The 20,737-nt window shown below is 40.8% G+C and carries 16 protein-coding genes and 2 pseudogenes; 11 read left to right on the forward strand and 7 right to left on the reverse strand.

Annotation, left to right across the window (positions count from 1 at the left end; all coding sequences use genetic code 11):
* The first annotated feature begins 92 nt into the window (after positions 1-92).
* The 4 genes from CDC33_RS10475 to CDC33_RS10490 all read left to right on the forward strand — a co-directional run bounded on the left by CDC33_RS10475 (position 93) and on the right by CDC33_RS10490 (position 4,058).
* Entirely contained in the window at positions 93-1,265 is a 1,173-nt protein-coding gene (locus CDC33_RS10475) for an RpoD/SigA family RNA polymerase sigma factor (RefSeq protein ID WP_109008431.1), read from the forward strand.
* 405 nt (positions 1,266-1,670) lie between these two features.
* Positions 1,671-2,177, forward strand: coding sequence for a GNAT family N-acetyltransferase (locus CDC33_RS10480; RefSeq protein WP_181373957.1), 507 nt, complete (start codon positions 1,671-1,673; stop codon positions 2,175-2,177).
* Between the two features lie 432 nt (positions 2,178-2,609).
* Entirely contained in the window at positions 2,610-2,945 is a 336-nt protein-coding gene (gene petJ / locus CDC33_RS10485) for a cytochrome c6 PetJ (RefSeq protein WP_109008433.1), read from the forward strand.
* A 189-nt stretch (positions 2,946-3,134) separates the two neighbouring features.
* Positions 3,135-4,058: a tetratricopeptide repeat protein gene (locus tag CDC33_RS10490; protein ID WP_109008434.1), complete on the forward strand. Its 924-nt coding sequence runs from the start codon at positions 3,135-3,137 to the stop codon at positions 4,056-4,058.
* A gap of 12 nt (positions 4,059-4,070) precedes the next feature.
* Here CDC33_RS10490 and CDC33_RS10495 read toward each other — a convergent pair.
* Together CDC33_RS10495 and CDC33_RS10500 are read right to left on the reverse strand one after the other, a co-directional pair.
* Positions 4,071-4,366 (reverse strand): annotated as a pseudogene (locus CDC33_RS10495) (Uma2 family endonuclease); the annotation flags it as partial.
* A gap of 270 nt (positions 4,367-4,636) precedes the next feature.
* Positions 4,637-4,999, reverse strand: a pseudogene (locus CDC33_RS10500) (Uma2 family endonuclease); the annotation flags it as partial.
* 327 nt (positions 5,000-5,326) lie between these two features.
* Here CDC33_RS10500 and CDC33_RS10505 point away from each other — a divergent pair.
* The 3 genes from CDC33_RS10505 to CDC33_RS10515 all read left to right on the forward strand — a co-directional run bounded on the left by CDC33_RS10505 (position 5,327) and on the right by CDC33_RS10515 (position 8,611).
* Positions 5,327-7,405, forward strand: coding sequence for a TonB-dependent receptor plug domain-containing protein (locus CDC33_RS10505; RefSeq protein WP_109008435.1), 2,079 nt, complete (start codon positions 5,327-5,329; stop codon positions 7,403-7,405).
* Positions 7,406-7,644: 239 nt separating this feature from the next.
* On the forward strand, positions 7,645-7,941 hold the full coding sequence (locus CDC33_RS10510; protein WP_109008436.1) for a hypothetical protein: 297 nt from the start codon (positions 7,645-7,647) through the stop codon (positions 7,939-7,941).
* A 280-nt stretch (positions 7,942-8,221) separates the two neighbouring features.
* On the forward strand, positions 8,222-8,611 hold the full coding sequence (locus tag CDC33_RS10515; RefSeq protein WP_109012527.1) for a hypothetical protein: 390 nt from the start codon (positions 8,222-8,224) through the stop codon (positions 8,609-8,611).
* Positions 8,612-8,989: 378 nt separating this feature from the next.
* On the opposite strand, the gene CDC33_RS10525 is transcribed toward CDC33_RS10515, so the two are convergent.
* The 4 genes from CDC33_RS10525 to CDC33_RS37750 all read right to left on the reverse strand — a co-directional run bounded on the left by CDC33_RS10525 (position 8,990) and on the right by CDC33_RS37750 (position 13,131).
* A complete protein-coding gene (locus CDC33_RS10525) occupies positions 8,990-9,361 on the reverse strand; it encodes a hypothetical protein (protein WP_109008437.1) in 372 nt (123 codons plus the stop codon).
* 285 nt (positions 9,362-9,646) lie between these two features.
* A complete protein-coding gene (gene ptsP, locus CDC33_RS10530; protein ID WP_181374214.1) occupies positions 9,647-12,163 on the reverse strand; it encodes a phosphoenolpyruvate--protein phosphotransferase in 2,517 nt (838 codons plus the stop codon).
* A gap of 230 nt (positions 12,164-12,393) precedes the next feature.
* On the reverse strand, positions 12,394-12,795 hold the full coding sequence (locus CDC33_RS10535; protein ID WP_181373959.1) for a hypothetical protein: 402 nt from the start codon (positions 12,793-12,795) through the stop codon (positions 12,394-12,396).
* Positions 12,796-12,837: 42 nt separating this feature from the next.
* Positions 12,838-13,131 (reverse strand): hypothetical protein, encoded by a 294-nt coding sequence (locus CDC33_RS37750; protein ID WP_146195798.1) that lies wholly within the window; start codon positions 13,129-13,131, stop codon positions 12,838-12,840.
* A 52-nt stretch (positions 13,132-13,183) separates the two neighbouring features.
* On the opposite strand from CDC33_RS37750, the gene CDC33_RS10545 reads away from it, so the two are divergent.
* The 3 genes from CDC33_RS10545 to CDC33_RS10560 all read left to right on the forward strand — a co-directional run bounded on the left by CDC33_RS10545 (position 13,184) and on the right by CDC33_RS10560 (position 17,178).
* Entirely contained in the window at positions 13,184-14,362 is a 1,179-nt protein-coding gene (locus CDC33_RS10545) for a GNAT family N-acetyltransferase (protein ID WP_109008440.1), read from the forward strand.
* 584 nt (positions 14,363-14,946) lie between these two features.
* Positions 14,947-15,192 (forward strand): hypothetical protein, encoded by a 246-nt coding sequence (locus tag CDC33_RS38560; RefSeq protein ID WP_181373960.1) that lies wholly within the window; start codon positions 14,947-14,949, stop codon positions 15,190-15,192.
* A gap of 663 nt (positions 15,193-15,855) precedes the next feature.
* Complete coding sequence (locus CDC33_RS10560) at positions 15,856-17,178, forward strand: serine hydrolase (protein ID WP_109008442.1); 1,323 nt, start codon at positions 15,856-15,858, stop codon at positions 17,176-17,178.
* Between the two features lie 68 nt (positions 17,179-17,246).
* Here CDC33_RS10560 and CDC33_RS10565 read toward each other — a convergent pair whose 3' ends face one another.
* Complete coding sequence (locus tag CDC33_RS10565) at positions 17,247-19,526, reverse strand: cytochrome-c peroxidase (protein WP_439956593.1); 2,280 nt, start codon at positions 19,524-19,526, stop codon at positions 17,247-17,249.
* 282 nt (positions 19,527-19,808) lie between these two features.
* On the opposite strand from CDC33_RS10565, the gene CDC33_RS10570 reads away from it, so the two are divergent.
* Positions 19,809-20,732, forward strand: a complete 924-nt coding sequence (locus tag CDC33_RS10570; RefSeq protein WP_109008443.1) for a DMT family transporter — start codon at positions 19,809-19,811, stop codon at positions 20,730-20,732.
* Positions 20,733-20,737: the final 5 nt, after the last annotated feature.

Below are 20,737 nucleotides of genomic sequence, written 5' to 3' on the forward strand. Positions count from 1 at the left end.
ATTAGCATAAGCCTGAATTTCGCTATATAAACGGGTGCATTCGTCCCTTAGGGAAAACTACCAAGCCTCAAACGAGTAGCTGTAACTAAATTATGTACCAAACAAAGCAACAATCCCTAAAGGAAACTATGAATATTGTTGAATTAGGAGAAATGGAAATACTGGAGAATACTGCTGATATTGAAGAACCATTACTCGATATTTTAGAAGCAGTGGCAGATGAAGAGCCTTCAATTGTAGTAGAAAATCTGGAATCAGACGAACGCGACGGGGATGATATGGCTGCCGCCCGTCCTTCGGGATACAATAAAACCGAGCATGATGATGCCGTCGGCGCGTTTTTTAAAGAGATGGCGCGTTATCCGCTTCTAAAAGCTGATGAAGAGGTAGAGTTAGCACGGCGAGTTAGGTTTTTAGAAGAAGTTAGAGAATTACAAGCAGCCTTAGAATTAAAACTGGGACAGGAACCTAGCAAGGTAGAGGTGGCTTCCGAGCTAGAAATGACGGAAAAGCAATTAGAAAATCGCTTGTATCAAGGTAGAGTAGCGAAACGCAAAATGATTCGCTCGAATCTGAGATTGGTAGTTTCTATTGCTAAACGATACCTGAATCGGGGAGTGCCTTTCCTGGATTTAATTCAAGAAGGAGCAATGGGTTTAAATCGCGCTACAGAAAAGTTTGATCCAGATAAAGGCTATAAGTTTTCTACTTACGCCTATTGGTGGATTAGACAAGCGATTACTAGAGCTATAGCTAACGATGCGCGGACAATCCGGCTACCTATTCATATTGTTGAAAAGCTTAACAAGCTGAAAAAAGCACAACGAGAACTCAAGCAAAAGCTTTGTCGCAATCCTACTGAAGGAGAAATGGCAGAAACTTTAGAAATTAGTGTGCAACAACTACGCCAGCTACAACAGCTACGCCGTCAAGCACTTTCGCTCAACCACCGTGTTGGTAAAGAAGAAGACACGGAATTGATGGATTTGCTAGAAGATGAAGATAACCTGTCTCCAGAAGCAAAAATGAATGAAAACATGATGCGTCAGGAGATTTGGGAAGTCTTGGGTGATGTGTTAACGCCACGGGAAAAAGATGTAATTTCTCTGCGATATGGTTTGACAACCAGCGAACCCTGTACTTTAGAAGAAGTTGGCAACATGTTCAATCTTTCTCGTGAGCGAGTGCGACAAATTCAAAGCAAAGCCATGCGAAAATTGCGCCGTCCCCACATAGCCAAACGTTTAAAAGGTTGGTTGATTTAATTACATCTACAAAGATAGATTAGCTTCATTAACAAACATGGATCAAATAAAGTGCAAAACTTTAAATCTAGTAGGGGAGCCAGTGCGTTGCGGAGGTTCCCGACGCTCGATAGCGCAGCGTTAGCGACGCAGGAGCGTCTGACTCGCTAACGCTACGCTATCCGTTGTAGCAACTGGCGTTCTGTTATCGCGTAGCATAACGCACCATCCTAGATTTTAGGTGCGTTAAGACAAATGCCTGTAACACACCTTACAAAAGTTGCTCTTTATTAAATCCACATGCCTAATGAATGAAGGAGAGCTAGGGTGTTTTGTACCTTTTTTCGGCTTTTCTTTAATCATTAGTCCAAAAAACTTGCACAGTTGCCTATAGACTATGGACTATGAACTATAGACTATAGACCAATGACTTTGCATAGCAATTTAATTGTGCGTTTTGCTGAACCAACTGATTACAGCGTACTGTTTAAATTAATTCAGGGGCTGGCTGAGTATGAAAAATTATCTCATGCTGTCACTGGCAATGCTCTGGAACTTAAAGAGCATTTATTTGGAGCGCACAAATATATAGAAGCGATTTTAGCAGAATCTGCGGGCCAAGCTGTTGGTTTTGCTCTATTTTTTCATAATTATTCAACATTTCTGACTAAGCCAGGAATTTATCTGGAAGACTTATTTGTTTTACCAGAATATCGTAGGCAAGGTATTGGTAAGGCTCTCTTAACTAAATTAGCTCAGATAGCTGTAGAACGTGATTGTGGGCGCTTAGAGTGGAGTGTGCTGGATTGGAACGAATCAGCCCAAGAATTCTATCGTAGTATGGGAGCATCTATATTAGATGATTGGCGAATTTGTCGTGTTACAGGAGACGCGCTTACTCAGTTAGGGGCTGTTCAAATAATTCACAATTGATATGAGAATGATGCTCTTACCTTGCTAACGTAATTCCTAATAATAGCGGTAAGCAGTTTGTAATAAGGACTTTAGTCCTTAATTTTGAAGGGACTTCCAAATAAAAAATACTCAAAAAAGTAGCGGAAAAACTCTCTTTTCCTTATTCCTCTGTGTTCTCTGTGTCTCTGTAGTAACCTGCGGCAAGCCGCTTTGCGTCTATATTTATTTGGATAGTTTAAACCATACTTAAATACAAGAAAGAAAAACGAACCACAAAGGACGCAAAGAACACAAAGAAAGAAAGAAAGAAAAAGTTAAGAGGGTTTAGTGCAGTATCAAAAAACTTGATAGCGAAGTTTGACAGCTTGTCATTTGACTATAGCAGCGCATCAACTGACAATTATGGAGGATATCGTAGCGAATAAGCTGTCATTGGAGAGAGAACACGAAATGAAGAAAATTATTACAGTGATGCTGTTAGGCATAGCAATCTTCACCTTTGCCTTCAGTAGTCCAGCTTTGGCAGCAGATGCTGTTAGTGGAGCTAAAGTATTTAGTGCTAATTGTGCCTCTTGTCATGCGGGAGGTAAAAATCTGGTTCAAGCTCCGAAGAACCTGAAGAAGGAAGCTTTAGAAAAGTATGGTATGTACTCAGCAGAAGCGATTATCGCCCAAGTTACAAAAGGTAAAAATGCTATGCCTGCTTTCGGTAGTCGTTTAAAAGCTAACCAGATTGAAGATGTAACAGCTTATGTGCTTTCACAAGCAGATAAGGACTGGAAGTAGACTAAAAGCTAACTTCAATAATTAAGAATTTGCGGGGCTTTTTGTCCCGCTAATTTTAAGATTGCCGAAATTCTTAAATAGGATGCATATACCAATTTTGGATTTTAGATTTTGAATTTTGGATTAAGGTTTTTACAAAAAGACTGTTCCAAGAATATCAAAGAATACTCCCTATCCTCATTTGGTATTATGAGTTATTTGTGGCGATTATTTCTCAGTGTAGTTATTGCTTTCCCGCTTAATTTTCTGACTTTACCTGCACATTCAGCACCTGTTTTAATTACCCCAATTACAGCAGGTGATTTATTAAAATTGGGTGTAGATAAGATGCGGCGGGGTAATTACCAGGAAGCAATAGAGAATTTTAACCAGGCAATTGACGTTGAGAAAGATTTTGCTGTAGCTTATAGCGATCGCTGTCTGGCTTATCTCCAATTACAAGATTACCATCAAGCTGTTACAGATTGTACTCAAGCCATAAATTTTGCACCCGATAACTTTGAGGCTTATCTAAACCGGGGAGTAGCACATTACAGACAAGGGGATTATCCAGGTGCTATTGTCGATCTTAATCGAGCCGTTGCACTTAAACCATCCGATTTTCGAGCTTACTACAACCGAGGGCTAGCCCGTGCTGGGGATGGGAAAGACTCGGAAGCAATTCTTGACTTTAATTTGGCTTTAACTCAAATTCCCCGAATCAGCAACTTAATACTTGCAGATATCTATAATGACAGAGGTTTAGCGCATTTTGCCTTGCAAGATACCCAAGCAGCTATGCTCGACTTTAATCTAGCAATTCATCTCAATGCTAACGATTATAGAGCGTACTTTAACCGGGCTTGTGCTTGCGGACGAAATGGAGATAACTTTGGTGCAGTGCGTGATTTTTCTCAAGTCATCAGACTTAACCCCAGTAATGCCCAAGCTTATGTTAATCGAGGAGTAGCTAACTATCGCTTAGGATATCATTTAGGAGCATTGTCTGATTTACAAAAAGCATCTAAGTACTTTGAAAACCAAGGGAAAAAAGTTGCTTACGAAAAAACTCTAGATTTACTGAAGAGTTTGCGACAACAAATTTCGTCTGTAACGGAAATCGCTCTTTTCTAATAGTGATAAGAGTTATACAGGGTATCCACCAGCTTGAAAAATCTGTTCGGGGGTTAGATTTAATTCGGGGAACAAAGGTGAGATAATGCGTTCCCCGGAGGGGTTGCCGCAGGCATCGCTACCTCGAAACTGGCTGACTTGGTATTCTCCATCAATTAAGGTGTAGAGGGAAACAGTTGGTTGTTTGGGGTTGCCAATAAATCGCCTACCGCCTAAAGCAGCATAGTCTACAATCCAGTATTCTGGAATGCTACAGCTTCATAGTCAGCAGCTTTTTTTAAATAATCATCACGCCAATTACTACTCACCCTTACGGGTTCGTCAGTTGCTTCAACGCGGGGAACCCGCGCAACGCACTGACTCACCAAAACAGTGCTGAGTGCCGAGTAACGAGTGCTGAGTAAAAAGTAAAATTAATTGCACTCAGCATATAGGGTCTGAATCCTTACAATTTATTTATGAAAAAAATAAAAATATTTTTTTTGAGACACGTAGTGCAAGAAAAAATACGTCCTTGTTTTCAATCCCCTAGTTTTAACTATGGGGTTATACTCAGCACTCAGCACTCAGTACTCAGCACTACTGAATACCTCAACTACTAAAGGTATTGATTCCGCTTGGCTTACAGTAGATTCTTTTTTCCACAGAGGTTCGTTTACTAAATTGGGGCGATTTAATATCAGCACATCTGGTGAGTAAGCAGATTCATTTTCAGGCGGTTTGACTAATGCTGTTTTAGGTATGAAGTAGGGAAGATTTAAACGGATACACTCTCTAGTAACTTCAAAGGCTAAAAATCCAACTACCTCTTCATGGTCGCCTGTTGGTTGGGACATTTCGACTATTACTCCATCATGTAATTCATAACGTTTTCCAGTGTTGTCAGGATATTTAGCAACGAATTCATCGAATGTAACTAGTTTGCGTAAAGTTTGAACCATAATTTATTGTCTTCTATTGTGTTTGCAAAGCTTCCAGTTTTCCCAATTCAGAAGCAGTAAATGAAGCTCTGCGTTTTCTCATTAGACTTGCAAGTAAAAATTGTTTTTAAAACTATAAAATTGTATCCATAAAAATTAGACATAATTCACGCAATTAAAAATTGCTATAGCCCTACTTAATCATTTTTGAACAACAAAATTATCCGAACTCTCAGAGAAATCGGGAATATAAGGCGGGGAAATATGACAGCGTGTCTTTTGACATGATTTTACTATTACAGCAACAATACTACGTGGTGGCTGTTTTTAGTTGGTGTGAAAGAGAACGTGAAAAAGGATTTTTTGTTGCTAACAGTTGCTTTACCGAGTTTACTGATAGCGTCTCCTGGCTTTGCTGCTGAAAGTGAAATTAACCAGAGAAATACTGATACCGAAGTTATTTTAAATATTCCAAGTTTGAGTGAAATTGAGCTACCCGTTACTAATGCCGAATTATTAACTCAACAATCTGCACCGAATGAAGTTAATCCAGAAACAGAGCAAATTCCGAGCGATGATGCAGACATTTCTATAGAAGTAATTGCAGAACCAGATAACCTACCTCAATCTACTCCAACTTACGTAATTGATAAAGAAGAAATTCAAAAGCAGGGCGCTACAAGTTTAGCCGATATTTTAAAAAGAATGCCTGGTTTTGCGATCAATGATGTAGGTCATGGTGCAGATATTCACACAGGTACATACTACCGGGGAGCTTCAATTAATCAGTCTGTATTTTTGATTAATGGCAGACCAATTAACAATAATGTCAACACTTATCATGGTGGAACTGACTTAAATAGCATTCCTGTAGAGGCTATTGAACGAGTGGAATTATATAGCGGCACAGCCTCCGCTTTATATGGTTCTTCAGCCTTTGGAGGAGTTGTGAATATTATCACCAAGGAAGGTTATGGCAAACCTAAATTGAGCGCTAGTGCAGAATTCGGCTCATTAAGTTTAAATAATCAACAAGTAACTTATGGTGGTTCATCTAATAATGTCAAATATAACTTTAGCTTTGAAAGATTTTTTACAGATAACCGTTACCGCGTCCCTGTAGGTGCTGCTAATCGTGATGAACAAGGATTTTTATTCAATGCAGACACAGCTACAAGTACCTACTTTGGTAGCATTGGAGTAGATTTAGATAAGAAAAATTCTTTGAATTTAGATGTTACTGCACTCAGCAGTCGTCGCGGTTTAATTTATTTTGGGTTCCCTCTCCAAAGAGATAGATTAGACCACGATGGTTTAAATGTCGGCTTATCTTGGAAAACTCGACTAGGTAATGGGGAAAGCTCTAATCTTACAACTTCAATTGGTTATAACCAAGATTATTTTAGCACTTATGGCCCTACAGGAGCATCATTTTATCGTAGAGGGTCTTTAGATACACAACAACTCACAGCCAGAGTCGATCATGAGTGGAAAATTACTTCCAATAATAAGTTGCGTTGGGGATTAGATTTGAAAAATACCGATTTAATCGGTGATGTTTTGAGTACAGATCCTAATAGGATTGCCGAAAACGAAAAGGAAGATCGGAGTTTGTTCAATACAGCTTTATTTGCTGTCAATACTTGGAATATTAGCGATAATTTTCTGATAGATTTAGGGCTAAGGCAAACCTTTGATAGCCAATTTGGAAATTACCTCAATCCTAGTGTTGGGTTACGTTATGCTGTCACACCAATAGTAGCAGTGCGTGGAAGTTGGGCAGGGGCACAACGCAATCCTGGGTTAGATCAGTTGTATGTTTATGATACGGTTCATGGTTGGAGACCTAATCCTGATTTAAGCCCGGAAACTGGCTCTACTTGGAGTGCAGGAGTAGATGTAAATTTTTCTCAAAATCTAATTGGACAGTTTACTTACTTTGGTAGTAGTATAGGCGATCGCTTAGGAGTCATCGCCGGAAGATGGGAAAACATTGGATTAGTAGATACCAATGGTTTAGAAGCTGCTTTGCAATTAAGAATTGCTTCAGGCTGGTCAACTTTCCTCAACTATACTTATACAGATGCTCAAATAAAAACAGGTACAGAGAGAGGTTTACAGTTAGGTTTAATTCCCTACTCTGTACTTCAAACTGGTGTAGGTTATGACAATGCAGGATGGCAGGCTAACTTATATGTTACTTACAATAGCGGCGCTCGTAGATCCATCTTCGCTAACTCTACTGACAAGCCTACAGATTTTGCACCATCTTTCGTGAATTTAGATTTGACCGGTCGTATACCTTTAACTACCAATTTAGGATTGACAGTCTATTTAGAAAATCTACTCGGTGAGCAATATGAGCGAGTTAATCGCATCTATAGCCCTGGATTCACTTTTCGTGTGGGTTTAAGTGCCAATTTTTAACAAGGAGATTTTGCAAGGTAATTTCTAGATTATTAGAAATCATAAACTGCGTAGGTTGGGGAACCGCAAGGACGCACTGGCTTCTCTGTGACTCTGCGGTTTAAAAGTTATTGATTGAACCACAGAGGCGCAGAGAACACAGAGAAAAGATAAAGACGACGCACCGCCGTACAATATGGTGCGTTAGGCTAAAGCCTTAATGTACCCTACTTAAGATTTACTTTTAATCTAAAATTGACATGAGAGCCAGAATTGAAAATAAAATACTTCTTATCCACCACGAAGATTTACCAGAGTTTAAGAAGGGTGGTTCGGTGGTGAGAAACTCTTATTTCTGGGCGCTACGTTCAATTGCTGGTAAGGCTACGCGTTATCGGGATTGGGAATACGAACCGGAGGTTTGGCTAGCGCTTTCACGAATGCTTTTGTCGTTCGCTGAATCTGGATATTTGGGTCTTAGAGAAACCTTGCTGGAGTTTCCTTTATCTCAAGGGGAAATTCCTAGTTTGCTGCGAGATGTATCCACTTTTGAGTAGGGTTGCTGCCGCGAGTATCAAAAAATATGTAAAATATGCGCGATGCAAATAAGTGTTTCAGATGGGAGCTTGATATTTCATAAAGCGATCGCATTTGCTTGTTGAGCGATCGCCTTTCCTGCTGTAACTAATATTACATGAATAAAATAATGCTTGAACTCATCGGGCACTCAAATGAAGTTCAATCCGTCACGACTAGCCATCATACCCAAACTTTGGTTGAAGTAAGGGCAGTTGTAAGAAGACAATTAAAATACACCAGTTAGTGGAAGAAGATAACGTGAAAATAGCGATTATTGCTAAAACATTACTTACATCTATATGTTTGCTAGCTTTATTTGCCCCAAGTCAAGCATCAGCTCAACTGATACCGCAACCTTGGGTTTCAGTCGGTGGAAAAGATGGTGATGTAACTTATGCTGTAGGAGCTAGGGCTTTAAATTTTGGAGTTGAACTAGGAACTGGCCCTGATGGTGCTACAGGAGTAGATGTTTTAAAATTTATCAGCTTGCCTGTAATTTCACCCTATGTAGGAGTTGGACTTTATTCAGAAGATAAAGGTGTCGCAGTTTCAGGTGGGGTTCAGGTAGGCGCTACTGATAACGTTTTTGTTGGTGCTGGTTACAATTCTATTCGTGGGTTTAACGGGCAACTGGGAATAAGATTTTAATAGTTAAGTAAGTTAGCGAGAAAAATTCCATCTACATCTATGATGAAGTCTAATTTTATTGACATAGTTGGAAATATTCTTGCCCACCTACTTAGTCCCATTCGATTTTAGCCTTTATACAAAGCACTCTGTTGCTTTTTGCCCTTGGTGGCTGAAACACCAATGAAAGCAATAAAAGTCATTAGACCTAAGACAGAGGTTGGTTCAGGAACGGATTGAATTCCAAAACTATCATCATAGTATGTGCGGAATGTGTAATCATAATATGGGAATGATTTAAATCCTCTGTTTGCATATACTTGACCATTTGGATAAGGATTGTTAGTATCACCAGCGATCGCTAGATTACTGGGCGACTCAAATACGAGGAATAAAGTCTTATTGGGTGTAACAGCTACGGGGTTCCAGAATACTTCTGTCCACGCATCGGGAAACTGTTCGAGTGCTATACCAGTTCCTAAAACCTCTCCTCCAGCAATTCAACAAGGATATTTTAACGTCACCAACTGTTCCAATACCCTTTGTAAGTTTGATAGCAGCACCTGCAACATTATTAGCCGTTGGTTTGAATGATTGTGCTAAGTCTGACTGCGAAAAATATGCCATGTTTACATTACTGCTAGACTGTTCTTGATCGATAAACAGTGCAGCATTTGCCGACTTAGCTTCTAACCCAATAAAAGCAGCTGCTAATGCTGATCCAATAACAGCAACTGACAATTTTTTTACACTTTTGAAACTCAATACCATTGTTTTTACTTTTAAAGACAATTTTTTTGTCTTTTCGGTTATGTTACAGTATGCATATTAATATATACATGTAATCTTTAAAAAACTATTTAGGGAATTTACATAAACTTTATGAAAAAAGCTACTAGTATAGAAAACTTTAAGAATTAAAATTGATATGTGACAACAGTTACAAACATATATATAACGTTTATAAAAATTATTTTTATATTTAAAGTAATGATGAAGTATATTATGATTTGATTAAAAAATTAAACATACAGGCAACAAAGAATATATAAGTATTTACGCCGGAGGAATAACTGAAGTTGAGATTAGTTCTCTAACATGCTCTGCGGAATCTTGTTGTAATGCTGATGCCACGATCGCTTCACTCTCCCCTATACTAAACCTAGCGATCGCCTGTTTCACTCCAGGTATACTTTGAGGATTCACGCTCAACTCATCCAGCCTTAAACCTAATAAAATTGGTGTTGCTAAAGTATCTGCTGCTAATTCTCCACATAATCCAACCGTTATTCCCGCCGCATGAGCAGCTTGGATCGTTTGCTGTACCATTCTCAACACTGCTGGATGTAGCGCATCAACTAAATTTGCCACGCGGGGATTAGTGCGATCGCTAGCCATAACGTACTGACTCAAGTCGTTAGTCCCTATACTAAAGAAGTCTACTTCAGCAGCTAACTGATCTGCGATCGCAACTGCTGCCGGAACCTCTACCATAATTCCTACTTTTATCGCTGCATCAAAAGAAATACCAGCTTGATTTAGTTCAGCCTGCACTTCACCCAAAATTACTTTAGCTGCGCGTACCTCAGTTACACTAGCAATCATTGGCAACATGATCTTAATTTGGTGTCCTACACTGGCTCTCAAAATTGCCCGTAACTGAGTTTTGAACAAATCCAAATGATCCAAACAGAAACGAATTCCCCGCCAACCTAAGAAAGGGTTAGCTTCTGGTAAACCAACTCTCAGATAAGGAAGTGGCTTATCACCACCTACATCTAAGGTACGAATAATTAGCGGACGATTATCTAAAACTTGGGCGATCGCCTGATACACTTCAAGTTGTTCTTCTTCAGTGGGGGCGCTTGTCCTATCTAGATAAAGAAACTCTGTGCGGAGTAGTCCTACACCTTCTGCACCGCTAGCCACCGCAACTTGCACATCATTTATACTACCAATATTGGCGAAAACGCTAACTTGCCGACCATCACGAGTAATTGCTGGCTGATGTGCTGTCGCTCGTGCTTCTTGTTGGGCAGTTTGCCAAGCTTCTCGCTTTGCTGCCAGTAAATCTAGGATATGTGATTCTGGTTCTACCCAAGCTTTGCCACTTTCACCATCAAGTGCCATTAGTGTACCATCTGCCAAGTGCAACACCTGGGCATCTACTCCCAAAACTGCGGGAATACCCAATGTCCGGGCAATAATTGCGCTGTGAGATGTGGCACTACCTGAAGTTGTACAAATACCCAATATCTTTGTCGGGTCTAGTCTCGCGGTATCTGAAGGAGTTAAATCAGTAGCCACCAAAATTGCTGGTTCCTCAAGATGCAGGTTAGCAGGGGCATTTCCAGCTAATAATCGCAGTACCCTTTGCCCGACATCCACAACATCGTCAACTCGTTCTTGCAGATAAGAATCCTCAAGTGTGCGGTAGGAAGTCGCTACTTCATCGACTACGGCTTGCCAAGCAGCTTCAGCATTTATATGGTGTTCAAAAATGCGCTCTTTTACCGCTTCCAACAATACTGGATCTTCTAAAAATAGTAGTTGGGCATCGAAGATAGCGGCTTCAGCGTCACCAATTTGCAGAGAAGCTTGGGAGAAAACTGCTTGAATTTCTTGTTTGGCGGTGTGAATTGCTGCTTGTACTCGTTGCCACTCTGGCTCAGGATCGTCTACGTGGTATTCCGTAATCGAAAAGTGTGTGGGTTGATAATGAACAACAGGTGCGATCGCTACTCCAGCAGAAGCTGCAATTCCCAAAAGTTCGCCGTGAATTGCTGGTGTAACTTCATGGTGCAATGCTGGTGGAGAATTCAAAGCAACATTATCTTCACCAAAATTATTTGCGAATAATCCTTGTAATGCTGTCAGTGCTTCATCTGCATCAGAACCGATGGCAGTAATCAGCAATTCGTGTCCTTGACGCACCCCTAAAGTTGTAACTTGGTTAATACTGTCACCCCTAACAAGCTCAGTATTTCTCGTTAAATTCCGCACCAAAATTTGCGATTGAAACCGGGCTGCGGTTGTCACAAACTGCGCTGCGGGACGGGCGTGTAATCCTAAGCGATTGCTCACAATCAGCCGGATTTCTCGCGTTGATGATTCTACATTAGTTGTTGTTGGGGTATTGTGGACAAGTGATAACGGTCTACTAACTACACCCAATTGAGTTGCTTTTGCTAAGAGTGCGCCGCGTGCTTCCGCCATGACTTGGTGAATATCTCTACCAGCCGCCGCAGCGACTACAGCAGCGATCGCACCTTCTACTAAAGGCGCTTCACACAAATACACTTTTTGCTGCTGTGCTTCTGGCAAAAACTCTATTGCCATTTCTGCACTCAGCAAAGCACTACCCAAATCCATTAATACCAGGACACCATCATCAGAAAAAACAGAAGCGATCGCTTCATAAACCTGAATGGTATCTGTACCCAGTGGATTTTCCGGATCTTCAATACCTGCTGCAACAGCGATAGAGACTTCGCCCTGAACCATCTGTGCGGCGAGTTCCCGCACACCCAAAGCTAGTTGTTTACTGTGAGAAACGAGGACAATTCCGATCACTGCCACACCGCCAAACTTATTAAGAGGTTTGCGTTTAGCTAGTTATCCCTTTCATTTTCCCATTCCGTACCGCTAAAAATAGCGCTTATCTTTATAGCCCTTCTTAGTTGATTCCAATACAGACCTAACCCCCAGCCCCTTCCCTACTAGCGTTGGGAAGTAAAATTCAAAGCCTCTCTCCTCTTAGGAGAGAGGTAAGAGTGTATTGCATACAAACGAAAAGCGCTATATTACAATTCCAACTGCCCGAAAATATTCCGGTCTTTCCAGCTAGAAATCCGAATTAAATAGCCTTCTTTTACAGAAATACGTGGTGTCCACTCATAAACTCCATCGCTAGCGGTACGGGAAGAAATGTTTTGGATAAGTTTGTTTCCATCGTACAACTTAATCGAGACATCGCCGTTAAGATTATCCCGCCACAATATTAAATAAGGCTGATCTTTTTTTGCAAGTACTTTATTCACTGGCTGATTGATCAAGATTTTTGGTGCAACCTGATTTTTGGTTTTCTTCCGAAATCCCAGATAATGAGGTAGGTGTTGGAAAGCAGGATTTTCTTGCAGATTAGATAGTTGTGGAACAATAATATTTCCAGAATGGGAATTGAATAAATTGATGACAACATTCATTGGTATTTTGTTGAGGCAAAAATATTTCTCAGGAATTATAATCTAGATTTTGATATTACTCAGGTTTTGAAGTCCAAGTTTGAGCCTCAGAAGGTCAAAGTTGAGCCTCAGAAGGTCAACGTCGAGCCTCAGAAGGTCAACGTCGAGCCTCAGAAGGTCAACGTCGAGCCTCAGAAGGTCAAAGTTGAGCCTCAGAAGGTCAAAGTTGAGCCTCAGAAGGTCAAAGTTGAGCCTCAGAAGGTCAAAGTTGAGCCTCAGAAGGTCAACGTCGAGCCTCAGAAGGTCAAAGTTGAGCCTCAGAAGGTCAAAGTTGAACCTTAGAAGGTCAAATTTCAAGCAACCTTAGTTGTAGTATAGTTTTGCTTTTGTATTATTAATGGTATAAGAGATGACGCCTAAATTTGAATACAGCACTCTTGCTCATCCCCAGGATATTCAGCAGCTTGGGAGTATTTTCGAGCAGTGTTTCATCAGTGGACTTGGTGGCGAGGAAGCTTACATTAATCTGCTTGGCATAAAAAACTTCCGCATTATTCGTGAGTCAGAACAATTAGTTGGTGGATTGGCAACTCTGGATATGGGCCAGTGGTGGGGTGGTGTGCGTGTACCAATGACAGGAATTGCGGTAGTGGGCATTGCTCCAGAGTATCGCGGTTCGGGAGGTGCGATCGCTCTTATGCAGCACACCCTAAAAGAACTTTATGCTAGAGGTATACCGCTCTCTGCTCTTTATCCAGCAGTTCAAAGCTTGTATCGAAAAGTCGGGTATGAGCAGGGGGGTAGCTGGTGTAATTGGGAAGTTCCGACTAAAAGTATCCAAGTGCGAGAGCAACCCCTACCTTTGCAACCAATAGTGCCAATCAATCATCAAGTCTTTCACGAACTATATCAGCAGCAGGCGAGATTAACGCATGGATATTTAGACCGACATCCCGCAATCTGGGAGCGCTTAATCCAGCCAAATGATAAAGAAACATTTTACGCATATTTTATTGGTACAAAAGAGAAGCCCGAAGGCTACATTCTTTTTAGCCAACATTCAACAGAAGATGGCGCAATCCTGCGAATAAAAGATTGGGTAATTCTCACAGTTGCGGCTGCACAAACATTCTGGTCTTTTCTTGCCAGTCATCGCTCCCAAATTGACCAAGTGCGATGGAGGAGTTCTGCAATTGATTCCTTGACATTGCTGCTACCAGAGCAAACTGCCAAACTTAAGAATACAATGCGTTGGATGCTGCGGGTAGTAGATGTAGTCAAAGCGCTGGAGATGCGCGGTTATCCATCGGGAATTCAAGCTGAACTGCACTTAGAAATTCAAGATAATTTGTTAGATGCAAACAATGGTAAATTCATTCTTTCTGTTGCCAATGGACGCGGTGAAGTTACCAAAGGTGGAAAAGGTGAGTTGCAGCTAGATGTCCGAGAACTAGCACCACTATATACAAGTTTGTTCACACCCTACCATTTGCAAATAGCCGGAAAACTGCATGGGACAGAAACAGCTATTTCAACAGCAACGCAAATATTTGCAGGTAGCTCTCCTTGGGTGGCTGATTTCTTTTAACGTGAGTTTGACGAACCTTTCCCTGTGTTGAACTAAAGTTTAAGTCTGTTCTTTTTTCCCCTTAGGTCGAGGGACAGTTTTAACAAATAGCTGACAACTCATCCGTATTTACCCCGCTATTTAATTCGCTTTGTAAAGTAACGTGTAATTTCGTATCACCCCTCTATAATCCAGTTTTAGTTGATACATACTGAATGCAGTCTAAGCTCGCTTCGGAGTTTATATGATCAGCAAAATCAAAGCTCTAACAACTGACAAAGAAAAAAACCTGCAAGCTCCAGTCGAAATGGAGGAACTATCAGACGGAGAAGCTATAAACGTAGTAGGGGGTCGTTCGGATTATTTCTATTACGGAAGCATCGGAAAGTTTAGATTTCCTATTTTCCTAGTTCGTACGGGGGGAGGGAGCTTAAGCTTACTACGTGAGGGGAGTAATAAATAGTTGTTCACCCATACATAATAGCTCACACCTGCACATCAAACCTACAACCTCGATTTGCTAGAACAAATTTCTGTACCACTTCTGCTAGTTCGGGGCTTTCCGATAGCTGGCACTGCCCAATTGGCAATGCTAGTTGACATTCGTGAGCATTTGCGCTTGCTCTTGTGAACCTGATGATGATGACCAGCCAGCAGCTTACTACCCCAGTAAGACTTGCTGGCTGTTTTTAGTTTCGGTTTATACCTTTGGCAAAACCCGCGATACTTTTTGGCACATTCATCTAATGTTTTACCCAGTTGTAAAAAAAATTGTAAGTTGGGTTGAGGAACGAAACCCAACATTGATCGGAGTGTTGGCTTTCGCGTTGCTCAACCCAACCTACATCTAAAGTTCAAGTCTGTTCTTCTTTCGCTTTAGGTCGAGGGACAGTTTTAACAAATAGCTTATTTGCTCATAGTTCTCGTTTACGTGAGGTACACCCGTAGGGGTACGACACTGCCCATTGGTGTCAACTTAACGTAAGAATCATGTCCCGCAAGGAACTGAAGTTCCTTGCTAATAGCGAAAGTCATCTGAAGATGACTAAAATATACTCAACAATCTTTAGTCTACTTGAGTAGACTTTAGCTATTAGCCTTGAACTTTAGTTCGAGGCGGGTGAGTCAGCCAAGCCAACAGTTAAGCTATTTCTAGGCTTTTGTTGACACGTATGGGCAGTGCCGCCCCGACGCGAAATATATATATATGTATTAGGGTTTTACTTTCTCTCTCTATACAAAATATAAATTGGAAACATAATTAATCCTTCCCTCGTCTTTCGGCTAGATTAACAATTTCTGTTGTTGTCAACTCACACCACAAATAAAACTATCAGCGATTTACTTTAAATAAGTAATGATGATTTATCGTGCTTATCTAATCCCAAATATTATCCCCAAAAATAACTCAACGGGATTTATAACTTTTTCTCCGGAAGTTCAGCACAATCATCAGAAAAAAATCTAAGTAAAGCTGATTAGTCGCTCCTAACTTGCACACCCACAATCACAACATGAAATCACATCTACTAGCGATCGCTTTAAGCAGTTTGGTTCTAGTTGCAGGACAAGCTAAAGCCTCACAATTACAGTCTTGGTACTATGATTCTAGCCAAAACCAATTAGATTTAACTACCACTTCGGGAATAGAACCAAAAGCCTTTTTATTAGATAATCCTAGCCGATTGGTAATTGACTTACCTGGAACTAATTTTAATTCTGATACTGTCAAACAAAGTTTTGGCAAGGCAGTGAAAGAAATTCGCCTTGGCAAACCAGACTCTCAAACAACTCGTTTTGTCGTAGAGTTAGCTCCTGGTTATGATGTTCATTCCCAAAACATATCAATTAAAGGAGATTCTCTTTCTCATTGGATTTTCAAATTCAATTCATTTGACCACCAAAACAATCCTATTGTTGGGGAAAATCGAGAAGATATCGCTATCAAATCTACAGATGCTTCCACATTTGCTGGAGTTGTGAATCTTGGGCAAGAGATGGTTGGTATCACTTCTCAAATTCGCACTTTGTTAGCAAGTTATAAAACATTAAATCCTGGGATATTTTTCTTAGATTTAGCTACAGGAAACTATATAGATATTAATGGTGAAAAAAGATTTGCGGCTGCCAGTACAATCAAATTTCCCTTATTAGTGGCTCTTTTCCAAGAAATAGACGCTGGTAGAATTAAACTCACCGATAAATTAGTGATGCGGCGCGATTTAAAGGTTGGCGAATCTGGAACTATGCAATACAAACCCATAGGAACTAAATTCAGCGTCCTAGAAACTGCTACCTTAATGATGACAATCAGCGATAATACCGCCACAAATCTGATTCTAGATCGTTTGGGTGGTGCAGCAAAAGTTAGCCAACGTTTTCGTAGCTGGGGATTGCAAAATACAGCACTTCGGAATCTACTTCCAGACATCGCTGGCACAAATACAACTAGTTCTAAAGATTTGGTCAGATTGGCGGCGTTAGTTTATAACAATCGTTTGCTATCTCCAAACAGCCGCAATCAAGTTTTAGGTATTATGCGCCATGTCAAAACCAATAGTTTACTACCAGCTGGTATTGGTCAAGGAGCGACGATCGCACACAAAACTGGTACATTGAGATTTATCATTGGTGATGCGGGTATAATTCAAATGCCCAACGGCAAAAGCTATTTAGCAGGTGTTTTGGTGCAAAGACCAAACTACGATCCCAAAGCTGGAGATTTTGTCCGGGAAGTTTCGAGAAGAGTCTACAATTACCTAGACAATACCAAAGTTAGCAATATACAACCGATACTTGGCGATGCCTCCGGCGGGCTACGCCTACGCACTCCTTAATAAATGTAGGGGCATACATCTGTATGCCCCTACATATCTATCGGTATCAGCTATTTCGTGAAATATTGTTAGTTCAAGAAATTTCGTATAGCACTACCGCCATTCCTACCAACAGCAGGAATTTCTAGTAAGCTATTCGTAGCATTGCCCGTACCATCGTCGGTAACGAATGTCTGATTACCCGGATGTCCATTGGGCACGAAAAGTTGCGGATGATCAAAAGGCGCTTTCTCGAACCTAACTCGGTCATCAGTCAGTCCCTTTAAAAAGGCGACCAATTGCTGTTTTTCTTCTGATGACAGATTCAGTGGGGGAAGAACTCCAAAGTCACCACCTCGATTGTAAAAATCAACCACTTGCTCTAAAGTCGCTTGACCTCCATTGTGGAAGTAGGGGGCAGTGAGTTCGACATTGCGAAGTCCAGGTGCTTTGAAAGCTCCGTCTGCAAACACTTTTTCACTAGAAATCAACGGTGGATTGAGGGTGGGGGGGTTTTCGCCCAGGAGAAGCTGAAATTTCCCTAACTGAGCCAATCGTGCTTCTGAAAGCGGATTATTCTGCACAGGGTCATTACTACCCAAACCGGGGTCGTCCGTAACAGGTCTAACGCCGATATTGAAGAAGCCATTGTCTTCAGGGGATTTTGCACCGAACGGCGCACGTTTGATTCGTCCGTCTTTAGCCACGCTGCTTACTGAAGCAGCTGTTAATTCTGATCCCACGTGGCAACCAATACACAGAGCCTTGCCCTGAAACAGGTCTTTACCTAGTTGCTGCTGAGAGGTTAGGGCTGTGGTGTTTCCTGCCAAGAAACGATCAAAAGGCGTATCGTTGGCAATGAGTGTAGACTCGTACAACTGAATTGCCAGCCCAAAGAACAGCGAGAAGTTATACTCTAACAGCGTGTACTCATTGGTTTGAGAAGAGTTATCAGCGTTGTTGACAAAAGTCCGTCTACCTTCAGCATCAACTTGAATGAGTCGATTAGACCTCCACCACTCCGGCTTAAAGGCATCTTTAATTAGCTGTTCGTAGGTTTTATCTTTCAGTCCGGGCTGAGGATATCTACTGTCTGCACCTAAAACACTATCTTGTGGATGCACAACCTGTTTGCCTAGCGGTCTGAGGGTAGATAACTTTCGCCCCAAGACTCTGGGGAGCTTTGTACCCCTAAGTGACAGAACATTTTGCAGCAGTGTGTTGATAGATTTAGTGTTGCCAATTTGCGCCAAATTACCAGTAAGTTCATCAACAGAATTAAGTAGCGGCCCAACTAGATTATCAGCAAGATTATCTAAATTATCTAGTGGCAGCTTGCTGAGAGATTTTTTGTTGTCAACTCGCCCGAACTTATCACCAATTTCTTGAAAAGTGCGACCATCAGCCGACAGCTCGAAGGAACTTAGTGGCGGCCCAAGCGCCTGAGAAGCCAAAGACGAATTATTCAGTCTGACTTTGACAAATTTGAGTTGATTTGGCTTTTCTGCTTTCACCACAGAGGCGTTAGGGTCTCTTAAACCGAAGGTATTTACCCCATTAAAGATGTTCTGTGCCCTTCCATCCCAAAAGTTGCGGAAATTGAATGCTGAATTAATCACGGTTGGCGTGTTACGCGGCTGGACACGGCGCACATTCGTACCTCCCACTTTAAACACCGGGTCTAGCTCGTTTTTTACTTCGTCTTCCGCGCTACCAGGTTTAACATCAACAAACTTAGCATTGAACACACCCTGAGAGGAACTGACATCATTTCGGTCAGATACAACGGTTTTAGGATCATTCGGGTTTGACAGTTTGTGGAAGGGAAAATCTCCCGGTTTAAGCTGGTAGTTTGGCGCACCACCTACATCAAAAACTGTATCCGGATTCGCTGTACCATCAGCGTTAATCCGCAAAAGTCCAGGAGAAATCTGATTTTTGGATCTATTGTCGGCTCCAGCATGGAAGTGACAAGTAGCACAGGAGGTCTTTCCGTCGCTTCCAACTTGCATATCCCAGAAAAGAGCCTTTCCTAACTTGATTGCAGCTACTTTGTCTTTTACAAAGTCTCCTAGATTGTTAGGCTCTGGAACCGATACGCTTTTGAGCGAAGTTAAAGGCGGCGGCGTAACCTGTGCCGATACAGTATTTCCAGCTATTACTGCTGCCAAAATAATGGCAGCAATTGTTATAGTCTTTGAAAATCTTGATCTCAGGTAGTTAATCTTGTTATTCCTGAATTTCCACCCTTGGCGTTTTATTTTTGTTACCAAAGATTTGAGCAAAAACCGACCTCTTGAGGTCAGTAGCAAGTAAATTGATAAGCTAGTAATAAAGACTACTAAGCTTATTATGGGTATGATCCCCATAGAGTTTTTGTAGTAAATTAACACCGAAAAAATTATACATCTGGAATCAAATTTCAAATGTAATATTCATGTAAAGTAATTAGACAATTTACAAATTTTATGTGATCAAAAAACGCTATCAGACTATAAAGAGATTCAGTAAAGTACGTAAGCTATTCTACATTTAACTTGCATTTAGCAGGTTATTAACATGCTTTATATACAAAAGCTTGATAAAATTTAGGTATACAAATTGGATACGTTTTAATTTATTATCTGCCATACTCTGGGTAAAATATTTGAATGTCACTACATAAAACTTCTGGTCGCTGGCGTTTAGGGCTAGCCTTATCGCTATTAACGGTCTTATTGTGGGGCATTTTACCTATTGCTCTGGCGATCGCTCTGCAAGTACTTGATGTCTATACAGTTATTTGGTTTCGCTTTTTAATATCTTTTTTACTACTTGGTGTGTATTTAGGAATACGCGGTAAATTACCAAAGTTAGAACAACTGCGTTCTGCTTCTTGGAAATTATTAGCGATCGCTACACTATTTTTAGGGATTAATTACTTGCTCTTCATGCAAGGTTTAGCACTAACATCGCCTGCTAACGCTGAAGTTCTCATTCAATTATCTACCCTTTTATTAGGTTTCGGAGGGTTAGTGATTTTTAAAGAACGTTATCGGCTATATCAATGGATTGGTGTCAGTGTAATGACTTGCGGTTATCTTTTATTTTTTTGGGAACAACTGACAAATTTAATTACAGCGCATGGCACATACATACTAGGTAGTAGCTTGATTGCGCTAGGAGCAACGTCATGGGCTATTTATGCTTTGGCGCAAAAGCAGTTATTACAATCTTTATCTTCCCCTAGCATTATGCTGATTATTTATGGAGGTTGTGCTTTATTATTCACTCCTCTAGCCAAAATACAATCACTTTTTATACTTGATAGCTTTCATTTATTAATGCTAGTTTTTTGTGCTTTTAATACTTTAATCGCTTACGGTGCTTTTGCCGAATCATTAGAACATTGGGAAGCATCACGAGTTAGTGCAGTAATAGCTTTAGCTCCCATTGTGACATTAATAACAGTTGCAGTTGTATCAGTTATTGCACCTAACTGGATACCATCAGAAAACTTCACTTTCATAGCTATATTAGGCGCAGGTTTAGTAGTCACAGGTTCAGTAGCGATCGCCTTGGGAAAAGCTAATTAATAAGA

Source organism: Nostoc commune NIES-4072 (assembly GCF_003113895.1).
Taxonomy (GTDB): domain Bacteria; phylum Cyanobacteriota; class Cyanobacteriia; order Cyanobacteriales; family Nostocaceae; genus Nostoc; species Nostoc commune.